The sequence below is a fragment of the Streptomyces fuscigenes genome, assembly GCF_021556455.1.
Classification (GTDB): Bacteria; Actinomycetota; Actinomycetes; order Streptomycetales; family Streptomycetaceae; genus Streptomyces; species Streptomyces fuscigenes.
Genome location: NZ_JAKGCV010000126.1, coordinates 1 through 13193, shown reverse-complemented (window position 1 = coordinate 13193; position 13193 = coordinate 1). Strand labels below are relative to the sequence as shown.

Sequence of the window (13193 nt, the reverse complement as noted above, 5' to 3'; positions counted from 1 at the left end):
CGATCACGGTGTACCAGGCGTACGACCCGGCGACCGGCGAACCGGCCGCGCGGGCCGCGGTGCCGCAGGCCGGGCAGGACGGCCTCGTGCTGCTGCGCCGCGTCGGCGTGGTCGACCCCGAGAGCCTGGACGACTACCGGCTGCACGGCGGTTACGAGGCGCTGCGGCGGGCGTTCGCCCTGGGGCCGGCCGGCGTCGTGCGCGAGGTCACCGAGTCGGGCCTGGTGGGGCGGGGCGGCGCCGCCTTCCCCACGGGCCGCAAGTGGCAGTCCACGGCCTCGCAGCCGGAGCGCACGCACTACCTGGTGTGCAACGCCGACGAGTCGGAGCCGGGCACGTTCAAGGACCGGGTGCTCATGGAGGGCGACCCGTACGCCCTCGTCGAGGCGATGACGATCGCCGGGTACGCGGTCGGCGCGCACCGGGGCTACCTGTACCTGCGCGGCGAGTACCCGCGCGCGCTGCGCCTGCTGCGGCACGCGATCGGGCAGGCCCGCACCCGGGGCTTCCTCGGCGAGGACGTGCTCGGGCAGGGGTACGCGTTCGACATCGAGATCCGGCGCGGCGCGGGCGCGTACATCTGCGGCGAGGAGACCGCGCTGTTCAACTCCATCGAGGGGCTGCGCGGCGAGCCGCGCTCGAAGCCCCCGTTCCCCGTGGAGAAGGGCCTGTTCGGCAGGCCGACCGCGGAGAACAACGTCGAGACGCTGATCAACGTGCTGCCGATCCTGGAGCAGGGCGCGCAGGCGTACGCGGCGATCGGCACCGGGCGCTCCACCGGCCCCAAGCTGTTCTGCGTCTCCGGCAGCGTGGCACGGCCCGGCGTCTACGAGCTCCCGTTCGGCGCGACGCTCGGCGAACTGCTCGACCTGGCAGGCGCCTCGGCACGCAGCCGGGCCGTCCTGCTCGGCGGGGCGGCGGGCGGCTTCGTGCGGGCGGACGAGCGGGACATCCCGCTGACGTTCGAGGGGACCCGCGAGGCGGGCACCACGCTCGGGTCCGGGGTCGTGCTGGTCCTCGACGACACGGTGGAGCTGCCGCGGGTCCTGCTGCGCATCGCGGAGTTCTTCCGCGACGAGTCGTGCGGCCAGTGCGTGCCCTGCCGGATCGGCACGGTCCGCCAGGAGGAGGCGCTGCGCCGGCTCCTCGGCCGCCGGGGCGCGGCGGCCGAGGACGACGTCGCCCTGCTGCGCGAGGTGGGGCGGGCCATGCGGGACGCCTCGATCTGCGGTCTGGGCCAGACCGCCTGGAACGCCGTGGAATCCGCCATCGACCGTCTGGGGGCCTACTCATGACAGCCGTACCGCTCGGACCGCCCCGCAGGCTCGTGGAGTTCACCCTCGACGGTGAGCCGGTCCGCGTGCCCGAGGGCGCGACGGTGCTGGACGCGTGCCGCGCGGCCGGGAAGGACGTGCCGACGCTCTGCGAGGGCGACACCCTCACCCCGAAGAACGCGTGCCGCGTGTGCGTGGTGGAGGTCGAGGGCGCCCGGACGCTGGCGCCGGCCTGCTCCCGCCGCGCGGAGCCGGGCATGGAGGTGAGCACGGACACCGAACGCACGCGGCACAGCAGGAAGCTGGTCCTGGAGCTGCTGGCGTCCGCCACTGACCTGTCGACCACGCCGCGCGCCGAGGAGTGGATGCGGCACTACGGGGCCGACCCGGGCAGGTTCGGGCCCGGTGCGGCGCGGCTGGACGAGGAGGCGAAGGTCGACAACGACCTGTACGTGCGCGACTACGACAAGTGCATCCAGTGCTACAAGTGCGTGGACGCGTGCGGCGAGCAGTGGCAGAACTCGTTCGCGATCTCGATCGCCGGGCGCGGCTTCGACGCCCGGGTCTCGACGGAGCACGACGCGCCGCTCACGGACTCGGCGTGCGTCTTCTGCGGCAACTGCATCGAGGTCTGCCCGACGGGCGCGCTCAGCTTCAAGTCCGAGTTCGACATGCGGGCGGCGGGTACCTGGGACGAGTCGGCGCAGACGGAGACGACGACCGTGTGCGCCTACTGTGGTGTCGGGTGCAACCTCACGCTGCACGTGCAGGACAACGAGATCGTGAAGGTCTCGTCCCCGCACGACAATCCGGTCACCCACGGGAACCTGTGCATCAAGGGTCGCTTCGGCTTCCAGCACGTGCAGCAGCGCTGACAGAAGTCTGGCGGCGCCGGACGGATACGAGTAGGACTGATCACATGGGACGGGTCACCGAACGTCGGCGGACGATACGCATCCGGGACGGCGCCGTGAGCGCCCGCCCCGACACCCTGGTCGCCGAGGAGCCGCTGGAGATCCGGCTGAACGGCAAGCCGCTCGCCATCACCATGCGCACCCCCGGCGACGACTTCGCGCTGGCCGCCGGGTTCCTCGTCAGCGAGGGCGTGCTGGCGTCGGCGGCCGACGTCCAGTCGATCGTGTACTGCGCGGGCGCCAAGGACGACGGCCAGAACACGTACAACGTGGTCGACGTGCGCCTCGCCCCCGGGGTGCCGGTGCCGGACATCACGCTGGAGCGCAACGTCTACACGACGTCGTCGTGCGGGCTGTGCGGCAAGGCCAGCCTGGACGCCGTGCGCACGACGGCCCGCTTCCCGATCGCGGACTCACCGCCGGTGCTCGTCGAGCCGGAGCTGCTCTCGGCCCTGCCCGACCGGCTGCGGGCGGCGCAGCAGGTCTTCGACCGGACGGGCGGGCTGCACGCGGCGGCGCTGTTCTCCGAGTCGGGCGAGCTGCTGGACGTGCGCGAGGACGTGGGCCGGCACAACGCCGTGGACAAGCTCGTCGGGCGGGCCCTGCGCGAGGACGCGCTGCCGCTGTCCCGGGCGATCCTGCTGGTGTCGGGCCGTGCGTCGTTCGAGCTGGCGCAGAAGGCCGTCATGGCGGGCATCCCGGTGCTCGCGGCGGTGTCGGCGCCGTCGTCGCTCGCCGTGGACCTGGCGGCGGAGGCCGGTCTGACGCTCGTGGGGTTCCTGCGCGGCCCCTCCATGAACGTGTACGCGGGCGATGAACGGATCGCCCTGCACACCGGGGTGTGACGCGCCCCGCGTCACGGGATGAGGCCCGGCCGGCGGGGAGCGCCCCCTGCGCCGGCCGGGCCGGTCCGTCCTCTCCCGCGCCTCCGCTCCCGCCCCCGCGGCCCGTCTCCCCCGGCACACCCGGGCGCCCCGGCGCGCCGGCCGCGGCCCGCGCGGGCACGGGGACGGTCAGGACGTCTCGACGGCGTCCTTGATGCGGTGCGCGAAGGCGTCCGCGTCCTTGCGGGCCGCGCTCAGCGCGAACCCGGTGAGGAGCTTGCCCACGCCGTGCCCCTCCAGGCTGTTGAAGAGGCGCAGATGCGTCGTGCCGTCCCCGGCGGGCTGCAGGTCGTAGCCGCCCTCGGGGGCGGTCACCAGGTTCTTGGACGTCTCCGTCCAGCGGATCCGCCGCGGCGGATCGAACTCGCTGATGCGAAAGACGCGGTGCGTCGTCATGCCCGAGTCCTTGACGGTGCTCGCGTACACCGTGCCCACGCCCGTGGCACCCGGTGTCGTCCGCTGCATCTCCATGACGCGCGGACTGAACTTGGGATCGTTCTCCCCGTCCGCGAGGAAGGCGAAGACCTCCTCGATCGGGCGGTCGATGTCGACGGTGGCCTCGAACTGACCGGCCATGGTTCCTCCCGTGCTCATGCGCCCAGGGGCTGTCCGCCCCCTCCCATCATCACGCACGGCCGCCGGGCGCGCAGTGCGGCGCGTGCCCGGCGGGCCCGGGTGCGCCCGGCGCCCGGCGGGCGCCCGCGCCGGGCCCGCTCAGCGGGACACGTGCGGGGCGTCCTCCGCCGCGGCGGCCCGGGCCGGGGAGCCGCCGACCAGGAGGGAGTGCTGCTGCTCGGACCGGAGCGCCTGGGGGTCGCGGGAGCGGCGCTTCGCGATCACGGCGCAGACCATCAGCTGCATCTGGTGGAAGAGCATCAGCGGCAGCACGGCGAGGCTCGCCTGCGGCCCGAACAGGACGCTCGCCATCGGCAGCCCCGAGGTGAGGCTCTTCTTGGAGCCGGCGAACTGGATCGCGATCCGGTCGTCGCGGCCGAAGCCGAGGCGGCGGGCCCCCTGCCAGGTCAGTGTCAGCATCACGGCGAGCAGGACCGCCTCCACGGCCAGCAGCTCCAGCAGCCGCACGACCGTCACCTGGTGCCAGATGCCGGCCACCATGCCCTCGCTGAAGGCGGTGTAGACGACGAGCAGGATCGAACCGCGGTCGACGATCTTCAGCAGCGTCTTGTGCCGGGCCATGAAGCCGGCGAGCCAGCGGCGCAGCAGTTGTCCCGCGACGAACGGCGCGAGCAGCTGGAGGAGGATCTGCACCAGCGAGTGCGCGGAGAAGCCGACCGAGTCGCCGCCGAGCAGGCCGGCCGCGAGCAGCGGCGTGACGACGATCCCGGCGAGGCTGGAGAAGGACCCGGCGACGATCGCGGCGGGGACGTTGCCGCGGGCGATGGACGTGAAGGCGATGGAGGACTGGATCGTCGACGGCACGAGGCACAGGAACAGCAGGCCGTTGTAGAGCTGCGGGGTGAGCAGGAACGGGACGAGGAGGCGGGCGGCGAGGCCCAGCAGCGGAAAGGCGACGAACGTGCAGGCCAGCACCGTCAGGTGCAGCCGCCAGTTCTTGAAGCCGTCGAGCGCCTCGCGGGTCGAAAGGCGCGCCCCGTAGAGGAAGAACAGGAGCGCGACGGCGCCCGTCGAGAAACCGTTCGCCACCTCGGCCGCGCCGCCCGCGGCGGGGAGCAGCGCCGCCAGGGCCACCGTCCCCACGAGCGCCAGGATGTACGGGTCGATCGGCAGCCAGGACGGCATCTTCAGCGTGCGGCGGTTCATGTGCTCCACTCTCGGTACAGTTCGCGCCTCCCCATGATCCGCCCCGCGGCCATGATCGGGAATCCGGTGTACCGCTCTGACTGCCATCACGCTTCGCGATGACCGGCCGGGAAGCCGTCCAGGGCCTCTCGTTCGGATCTTGTCGGGCTCGCGTGCCTCGGCACCGCACCTCGCGGCGTTGTCGTCGGTCCCCACGGCTCCGCCATGACTCCCTCCTCCGCCTTGCGATCCACGGCACCGGACCCCTCCCCCAACCTCCGGCCGGGGGCACCCCCATGGTCCAACCCGATCCAAACGAAAGGCCCTAACCTGGACCGCGTGTACGACCCCGCTCAGCTGCGCACGTTCCTGACCGTCGCCCAGACCCTCAGTTTCACCCAGGCGGCCCGCCGGCTCGGGCTGCGGCAGTCGACGGTCAGCCAGCACGTGCGGCGTCTGGAGGACGCGACGGGCCGGCCGCTGTTCACCCGGGACACGCACAGCGTGGAGCTGACGGAGGACGGCGAGGCCATGCTCGGTTTCGCCGGGACGATCCTGGCCGCGCACGAGCGGGCCACGGCGTACTTCACGGGCACGCGGCTGCGCGGGCGGCTTCGGGTGGGTGTCTCCGAGGACTTCGCGCTGACCCGGCTCCCGGAGATCCTGGAGGCGTTCCGTGCGGACCACCCGGAGGTGGAGCTGGAGCTGACCGTAGAGCTCTCGGGGATCCTGCACCAGCAGCTGGCCGCCGGCCGCCTGGACCTGGTGCTGGCCAAGCGGCGTACGGGCGACACGCACGGCGACCTGGTCTGGCGCTCGGCCCTGAGCTGGATCGGGGCGCCCCGTCTGCGGGTCGACCCGGAGCGTCCCGTCCCGCTGATCCTCTACCCGCCGCCCGGGATCACCAGGGCGCGGGCCCTCGGGGCGCTGGAGGGGGCGGGGCGCGCCTGGCGCGTCGCGTGCACGAGTTCGAGCCTGAGCGGGCTGATCGCGGCGGCCCGGGCCGGACTCGGCGTGATGGCCCACACCCGCGGGCTGATCCCGCCGGGCCTCGCGCCGGTCTCCGCGCGCGCCGGCCTGCCCGAGCTCGGCGGGGTCGACTTCGTCCTGCTGCGGCCGGGTGACGCCCGGCCCTCGCCCGCGCGGGACGCCGCGGACGCGCTCGCCAAGGCGATCCTGACGGGCGGGGACCGGCTGCACCGGGCGGCCGAGGTGCGGTGAAGGGCCCGGCGCCGCTTTCCCGGGCGGGCGCCGCGCCGCCGTCGCCGGCTCAGGCGCCGGGGCGGCGGCGCTCCGCGCCGTCGTCGTACGTGAGCTGCTTGACGGTGCGCAGCACGGGTGAGACGTCGACGGACGAGACGCCGTCCAGGCTCCCGACCGCGCCGCTGACGTAGCGGTAGACCTCGGCGACGTCCCGGCAGACGATCACCACGGCCAGGTTGCTCGGACCGGTCGTCGCGAACACGGCGGCGGTCTCGGGCTGCGCGGACAGGGCCCGCCCCACGCCGTCCAGTGAGCGCGGCTCGACGCCGAGCCACAGCAGGGCGCGCGTGGTGAAGCCGATCGCGGCGGGCGAGTACTCCGCGTCGATGTAGACGCTGCCGGAGCCCAGCAGCCGCTCCAGTCTGCGGCGGGCGGCGGACTCGGAGACGCCCGCGACCCTGGCCAGTTCCGCGAGCGGCGCCCGGCCGTCGCGTTCGAGGGCCCGCAGGACGGCCTCGTCGGCCGCGTCCGGCGCCTCGCGCCGCGGGACCGCAGCCGGGGCCGGGGCCGGGGCCGCCCCGGCGTACCGGGCCCACGCGGGTGTCAGCGCCGCCACCCGTTCGGCCTCCAGCGCCGTCTCCTTCCCGAACCATCCGCTCGGCCCGCCGAAGAAGCGGTGCAGCACCTGGTGGGCGCGGATGTCGGCGATGCTCGGCGTGCGGGGCAGCCTGCCGAGCACCAGCTCCTCGTGGTCCCCGGCGCGGGAGAAGGAGATCGAGCAGACGATCTCGGTGCCGGCCGAGGTGAGGCCGATCCAGCTGGTGTCGTCGCGGCGGGCCAGGGCCCGGGCCACCGCGTCGGCCCCGTCGGGGCGCACCCGCAGCCGGAGCATCCACGTGTCGTGGCCGAGGAGCTGGGCGTCGCGTACGCCCACGATCCGCAACTGCATGTCCGAGCTGAGCCGGCGGAAGCGGCGGGCGATCGTCTGGTCGGAGACGCACAGCACCTGGGCGAGGCGGCTGAAGGAGGCGCGTCCGTCGACCTGGAGGGCGTGCAGGAGCTGGAAGTCCAGTTCGTCGAAGGTGTGGTTTTCCGTCATCGTGCGGCCCCCGGATGTCGAATGTCCGCGCCGGAGCGCCCGCAACCCCGGCGATCCGCGCTCCGGCACCGATCGTAGGGCCGACGGGAACCACCGTCGGGAACACGGGTTCGGAGGGACTCTCATGGGGAAGTGGGGGCCGCTGGTCGCGGTCTGCCTCGGCACGTTCATGCTGCTCGTCGACGTGTCGATCGTCGTCGTCGCGCTGCCCGCGATGGCGGGCGGGCTGGGCGCGTCGCTGAGCGACCTGCAGTGGGTGATGGACGTCTACGCGCTGGTGCTCGCGGCCCTGCTGCTCGCGGCGGGCGCGGCGGCCGACGTGCTGGGCGGACGCCGGATATACGCGGCGGGCACCGTGCTGTTCGCGCTCGCGTCGCTGGGCTGCGGGCTCGCGACGAGCGCGCCGGAGCTGATCGCGCTGCGCGCGGTGCAGGGGCTCGGCGCCGCGGCGATGTTCGCGACGACGCTGTCGCTGCTCGCGGCCGCGTACCAGGGCAGGGACAGGTCCGTGGCGCTCGGCGTGTGGGGCGCGGTCAACGGCGCGGCCGCGGCGGCCGGCCCGGTGCTGGGGGGCGTGCTGACGCAAGGGCTCGGCTGGCGGTGGATCTTCTTCATCAACCTGCCGGTGAGCGTCGCGGCGATCTGGCTGACGCTGCGGGTGGTGCGCGAGGCGGGCCGCGACCGCACCCGGCGGGTGGACTGGGCCGGCACCGCCTGCTTCGCGCTGTTCGCGGCGTCGGTGACGTACGGCAGCGTGCGGGCGGGCAGCGACGGCTGGCTCTCGGCGGCGACCGGTGTGACGGCCGCGGTCGCGGTGCTCGCGCTGGCGGCGTTCGTGCTGGTGGAGCGGCGGGTGGCGCAGCCGCTGGTGGACCTGGCGCTGTTCCGCCGGGCGTCGTTCGTGACCGTGATGGGCACGGCGCTGGTCTTCAGCGCCTCCTCGTTCACGATCCTCGCGTACGTGTCGGTGTGGCTGCAGACCCTGCTCGGCATGAGCCCGATCACGGGCGGCCTGGCCCTGCTGCCGCTGGCGGCGTCCTCGTTCCTCGTGTCGGCGATCAGCGGGCGGCTGCTGCACGGTGTGCCCGCCCGGGTGCCGGTCGGTGTCGGCACGATGCTGGTGGGCGCGGGCGAGTTCGCGCAGGCGGTGCTGGGGGCCGGATCCTCGTGGCCGGCGCTGACGGCCGGGCTGGTGGTCACCGGGATCGGTGTGGGCCTGGTGTCGCCGGCGCTGTCGGGGGCGGCGCTCGCGTCCGTCCCGCGGCACGAGGCCGGCATGGCGGGCGGCGCGCTGAACACGTTCCGCCAGCTCGGGTACGCGCTGGGCATCGCGGTGTTCGGCACGGTCGTGACGTCGCGCATCGCGTCCTCGCTGCACGGCACCGCGCCGGACCCGGACGCGGCCGCGCGGGCGCTCGCCGGCGGGGGCGCGGCGGCGCTGCGCGGGAGCGTGCCCGGGCACGCGCTGCGGGCGGCGTTCGCCTCGGGTCTCGACACCGCGATGATGATCGCCGGCGGGCTCGCGGTGGTCGCGGGTGCGGCGGTGCTGATCTGGGTACGTACTCCCGGACACACCGCCGCGCCCACCGTGCGGGAGGGCGAGAAGGCCGCCGCGGTGTCGTAAGCGACGCGTACGGATTCGGTGGAGATTCCCTCGCGCGGCTCCCACCCTTCCGTCGGAAGTCTGTCCGGGCGCTGCCGGAATGGGCGATTTTCGGCCGCTCAACTGCGGCGGTTTCGCCCGTTCCGGCCGTCCGGAAGCCCGTTTTGGGCCTGTGCGGTGGGGTAGCGTCGCGGCGCTGTGCGGAGCGCGACAAGGAGCAAGTCATTGCGCGAGTTCACCGTTCCTCCCCTCGTTCCGGTCGCCACCTCGGGTGGCCTCGCCGACGTGGTATTTGATCATGCCCGCGACAATCCGGACCATGTCGCCCTCGGCCGCAAGGACGAGTCGGGGACCTGGCGCGACGTCACCTCGGCGGAGTTCCGCGACGAGGTGGTGGCCGTCGCCAAGGGCCTGCTCGCCGACGGGGTGCGCTTCGGCGACCGGGTGGGCATCATGTGCCGCACCCGCTACGAGTGGACCATCGTCGACTTCGCGCTGTGGACGATCGGCGCGCAGTCGGTCCCGATGTACCCCACCTCCTCCGCGGAGCAGGTGCTGTGGATGCTCTACGACTCGGAGGCCACCGCCTGCCTCGTGGAGCACGAGGACCACGCCATGACCATCGGCTCGGTCATCGACCGGCTGCCCGAGCTCAAGCAGATGTGGCAGCTCGACGCGGGCGCGATGGACCACCTGCGCACCGCGGGCGCGCACATCGGCGACGACGTCGTCGAGCGGCACCGCCGGGCCGTCACACCGGACGAGTGCGCCACCGTCATCTACACCTCCGGCACCACCGGCCGCCCCAAGGGCTGCGTCCTGACCCACGGCGGCTTCCTGTACGAGACGCAGACGATGGTCGAGCGCTACGAGCGCGTCTTCCACTCGAAGCCGGGCGACCAGGCGTCCACGCTCCTGTTCCTGCCGCTCAGCCACGTGTTCGGCCGCATGGTGGAGGTCGCGGCGGTGATCGGCGGGGTGAAGCTGGGCCACCAGCCCGAGATGCGGGCGAGCGCCCTGCTGCCGGACCTCGTCGCGTTCCGCCCCTCGTTCATCCTGGCGGTGCCGTACATCTTCGAGAAGGTCTACGGGGCAGCGCGGCGCAAGGCGGAGCGGGACGGGAAGACCGGCCCGTTCGACAAGGCGGTGGACGTGGCCGTGCGGTACGCGGAGGCGCTGGAACACAAGGCGTTCGGCACCGGCCCGGGCCCGTCCGCCGCGCTGCGGCTGCAGCACCAGTTCTTCGACAAGGCCGTCTACGGCAAGATACGCACGGCGATGGGCGGCCGGGTACGGCACGCCATGTCCGGCGGCTCCGGGATGGACCGCAGGCTCGGGCTGTTCTTCGCGGGCGCCGGGGTCACGGTGTACGAGGGCTACGGCCTGACGGAGACCTCCGCGGCCGCCACGGCCAACCCGCCCGAGCGCACCCGGTACGGCACGGTCGGCATCCCCATCCCCGGCATGACCGTGCACATCGCGCACGACGGCGAGGTCTGGCTGAAGGGTCCCAACGTCTTCACCGGCTACCTCGGCGACAAGAAGAACACCGACGCGACGCTGCACGACGGCTGGCTGGCCACCGGCGACCTCGGCTCGCTGGACGACGACGGCTACCTCACCATCACGGGGCGCAAGAAGGAGATCCTGGTCACCTCGGGCGGCAAGAGCGTCTCCCCCAACGCGCTGGAGGAGCGGGTGCGGGCGCACCCGCTGGTGGGCCAGTGCATCGTCGTGGGCAACGACAGACCGTACGTGGCGGCGCTGGTGACCCTCGACCAGGACTCCGTCGAACACTGGCTCTCCGTGCAGGGCAAGCCGGCGCTCGGGCCGACGGCGCTGGTGCGCGACGCGGACCTGGAGACGGAGATCCGGCGCGCCGTCGTCGCCGCCAACACGGCGGTCTCGCAGGCCGAGTCGATCCGCACGTTCCGCATCCTGGCCCATCCGTTCAGCGAGGAGCACGGACTGCTCACGCCCTCCCTCAAATTGAAGAGGAAGGCGATCGAGGCCGCCTACACGGCCGAGGTCGAGGCGCTGTACCGGTGAGGTCGGACACATCCGCCACGAGCGGGAATTCCGTTTCGGCGCGTGATCGTTGGGCAACGCGGGACACGTGTGCCCCGGGTCCGTGCGCACGTCCGCACGGGCACGACAAGACTCCGGACTGAAAAGGATCATCACCGCGTGAGCAGCAAGGTCCCCTCCCTCACACTCAACAACGGCATCGAGATGCCGCAGCTCGGCTTCGGCGTCTGGCAGATCCCGGACGACGAGGTCGTCGGCGCGGTCGCCACCGCCCTCGATGCGGGCTACCGCAGCATCGACACGGCGTCCGCGTACGCCAACGAGAAGGGCACGGGCAGGGCCATCGCGTCCTCGGGCCTCCCCCGTGACGAGCTGTTCGTCACCACGAAGCTGCGCAACAGCGAGCAGGGCCACGACTCGACGCTGCGGGCGTTCGACGCCTCGCTCGAGCGCCTCGGCCTCGACTACGTCGACCTCTACCTGATCCACTGGCCCTCCCCGTCGAGGGGCCTGTACGCGGAGACGTACAAGGCGTTCGAGAAGATCCTGGCGGACGGGCGCGCCCGCTCCATCGGCGTGTCGAACTTCCTGCCCGAGCACCTGGACGTGCTGGCCGCCGAGTCCAGCGTGGTGCCCGCGGTCAACCAGATCGAGCTGCACCCGCAGTTCCAGCAGGCACAGGCGCGTGCGGTGCACGCGAGCCGCGGCATCGTGACCGAGGCCTGGTCGCCGCTGGGCCAGGGCAAGGGCCTGCTGGAGGTCCCGACGGTCGGCGCCATCGCGCACAAGCACGGGCGCACCCCCGCGCAGGTCGTGCTGCGCTGGCACCTCCAGCTGGGCAACGTGGTCATCCCGAAGTCCTCGACGCCCTCGCGCATCAAGGAGAACATCGAGGTCTTCGGCTTCGAGCTGGACGACGACGACCTGGCCGCCTTCGCGGCGCTGGACGAGGACCGCCGCCTGGGCGGCCACCCCGCCGAGGTGCGCTGAGCACCGTCGCGGGTCCGCCGCGCCGGGCCTCACCACCGTACGGGCCTGTCCCGGGGCGCCCCGCGCCGCCAGGACGGGCCCGCCGCGTGCCCGGCGCGTAGGCTGGGCGGCGGCGGCCCGACCGCGGACGAAGGGAGACCGCCATGGCGGCGGAGGCACTGGCACGCGACACCGTGCGGGAGCGGCTGCGGGAGCTGCCCGGCTGGTCTCTTGCCGAGGACGGCATCACCCGTTCGTACCGGCTCGCCTCGCACTTCGCGGCCACCGCGATGGTCGTGCACGTCGCGCAGATCCAGGAGGAGCTGAACCACCACTCGCAGCTCACCCTCGGCTACAACACCGTCTCGCTGAACGTGAACACCCACGACGCGGACGGCGGCATCACGGAGAAGGACCTGGAGCTGGCCCGCCGGGTCGAGGCGGCGGCCGCCGGCCACGCGGCCGAGTGACCGGCGCGGCGACCCGCGGCGGCGCCGCGCGGCAGCGGCGACCCGCCGTGCCGCCGGCGCGGGGACGGGAGCAGACGGGCGGTGCGGCGGCCGCGGGCAGCGCAGGCGGGACCGCGCGCACACCCCAGCCCGTGCGCGGCCCCGGTGTCGGGACGCTGCTGCGCGACTGGCGGCGCCGGCGCCGGGTGAGCCAGCTGGAGCTGGCGCTGCGTGCGCGGTCGTCGGCCCGGCACATCAGCTTCGTGGAGACCGGCAGGGCCCGGCCCAGCGAGGAGATGGTGCTGCGGCTCGCGGAGCACCTGGACGTGCCGGTGCGCGAGCGCAACGCCCTGCTGCTCGCGGCGGGTTACGCCCCGCGCTACACCGAGAGGACGCTGGACGACCCCGCGCTCGGCGCGCTGCGCGAGGGCCTCGGCCGGCTGCTGAGCGCCTACGAGCCCTACCCCGCCGTGGTCGTGGACGGCACGTACACGATGGTGGCGGCCAACCGGGGCATCACCCTCCTGGCGCAGGGCGTGGAGCCCGAGTTGCTCGTGCCGCCGGTGAACACGATGCGCCTCGCGCTGCACCCGGGCGGGCTGGCGCCGCGCATCCGCAACCTCCCGCAGTGGCGGGGCCACCTCCTGGAGCAGCTGGAGCGCCAGCTGGCGCTGACCCGCTCCCCCGCGCTGCGGGCCCTGTACGACGAGGTCGCCGCCTATCCCGTGGCGCTCTCCCGGGACGACCCGGCGGCCGGCACGGGCGCGGCGGCGGGCTTCGCGCTGCCGCTCGTGATCGAGCACGACGGGCGGCTGCTGTCGTTCGTGTCGTCCATCTCCACGTTCAACACGCCGACGGACATCACCGTGGCGGAGCTCGCGATCGAGGCGTTCCTGCCGGCCGATCCGGCCACCGCCGCGCATCTCGCGGCGCACGCGTCGTGAGCGGCCCGGCGACGGGCGGGGCCCGCCCGATGCCGCCGGGCGCGGCCGATCCGGAGCGGCTGCGG

At 73.6% G+C, this 13193-nt stretch carries 12 protein-coding genes; 9 read left to right on the top strand and 3 right to left on the bottom strand.

Annotated elements, in window-relative coordinates; all coding sequences use genetic code 11:
• From L1885_RS13115 to fdhD, 3 genes are all read left to right on the top strand, one after another.
• The coding region (locus tag L1885_RS13115; protein ID WP_235797255.1) for a complex I 51 kDa subunit family protein at positions 1–1295 on the top strand (1295 nt) is incomplete at its 5' end.
• Entirely contained in the window at positions 1292–2149 is an 858-nt protein-coding gene (locus L1885_RS13110; protein ID WP_235797254.1) for a 2Fe-2S iron-sulfur cluster-binding protein, read from the top strand. The genes L1885_RS13115 and L1885_RS13110, both read left to right, overlap by 4 nt.
• 44 nt (positions 2150–2193) lie before the next feature.
• Entirely contained in the window at positions 2194–3033 is an 840-nt protein-coding gene (fdhD, locus tag L1885_RS13105; protein ID WP_235797253.1) for a formate dehydrogenase accessory sulfurtransferase FdhD, read from the top strand.
• Between the two features lie 168 nt (positions 3034–3201).
• Here fdhD and L1885_RS13100 read toward each other — a convergent pair whose 3' ends face one another.
• Together L1885_RS13100 and L1885_RS13095 are read right to left on the bottom strand one after the other, a co-directional pair.
• Positions 3202–3648, bottom strand: coding sequence for an SRPBCC family protein (locus tag L1885_RS13100; protein ID WP_235797258.1), 447 nt, complete (start codon positions 3646–3648; stop codon positions 3202–3204).
• 138 nt (positions 3649–3786) lie between these two features.
• On the bottom strand, positions 3787–4854 hold the full coding sequence (locus L1885_RS13095) for a bile acid:sodium symporter family protein (RefSeq protein ID WP_235797252.1): 1068 nt from the start codon (positions 4852–4854) through the stop codon (positions 3787–3789).
• A 309-nt stretch (positions 4855–5163) separates the two neighbouring features.
• Between L1885_RS13095 and L1885_RS13090 the strand changes: the two genes are divergently transcribed.
• On the top strand, positions 5164–6054 hold the full coding sequence (locus L1885_RS13090) for a LysR substrate-binding domain-containing protein (protein WP_235797257.1): 891 nt from the start codon (positions 5164–5166) through the stop codon (positions 6052–6054).
• A 49-nt stretch (positions 6055–6103) separates the two neighbouring features.
• Here L1885_RS13090 and L1885_RS13085 read toward each other — a convergent pair whose 3' ends face one another.
• A complete protein-coding gene (locus L1885_RS13085; protein WP_235797251.1) occupies positions 6104–7135 on the bottom strand; it encodes an Lrp/AsnC family transcriptional regulator in 1032 nt (343 codons plus the stop codon).
• 124 nt (positions 7136–7259) lie between these two features.
• Between L1885_RS13085 and L1885_RS13080 the strand changes: the two genes are divergently transcribed.
• From L1885_RS13080 to L1885_RS13060, 5 genes are all read left to right on the top strand, one after another.
• Complete coding sequence (locus tag L1885_RS13080) at positions 7260–8759, top strand: MFS transporter (RefSeq protein WP_235797250.1); 1500 nt, start codon at positions 7260–7262, stop codon at positions 8757–8759.
• A gap of 204 nt (positions 8760–8963) precedes the next feature.
• Positions 8964–10787, top strand: a complete 1824-nt coding sequence (locus L1885_RS13075) for an AMP-dependent synthetase/ligase (RefSeq protein ID WP_235797249.1) — start codon at positions 8964–8966, stop codon at positions 10785–10787.
• A gap of 183 nt (positions 10788–10970) precedes the next feature.
• Positions 10971–11756, top strand: a complete 786-nt coding sequence (locus L1885_RS13070; RefSeq protein WP_235797256.1) for an aldo/keto reductase — start codon at positions 10971–10973, stop codon at positions 11754–11756.
• A gap of 143 nt (positions 11757–11899) precedes the next feature.
• Positions 11900–12205 carry a 4a-hydroxytetrahydrobiopterin dehydratase gene (locus L1885_RS13065; protein ID WP_235797248.1) on the top strand — a complete coding sequence of 102 codons (306 nt, stop codon included), beginning with the start codon at positions 11900–11902 and terminating at the stop codon, positions 12203–12205.
• 131 nt (positions 12206–12336) lie between these two features.
• Positions 12337–13128, top strand: coding sequence for a helix-turn-helix domain-containing protein (locus L1885_RS13060; protein ID WP_235797247.1), 792 nt, complete (start codon positions 12337–12339; stop codon positions 13126–13128).
• Positions 13129–13193: the final 65 nt, after the last annotated feature.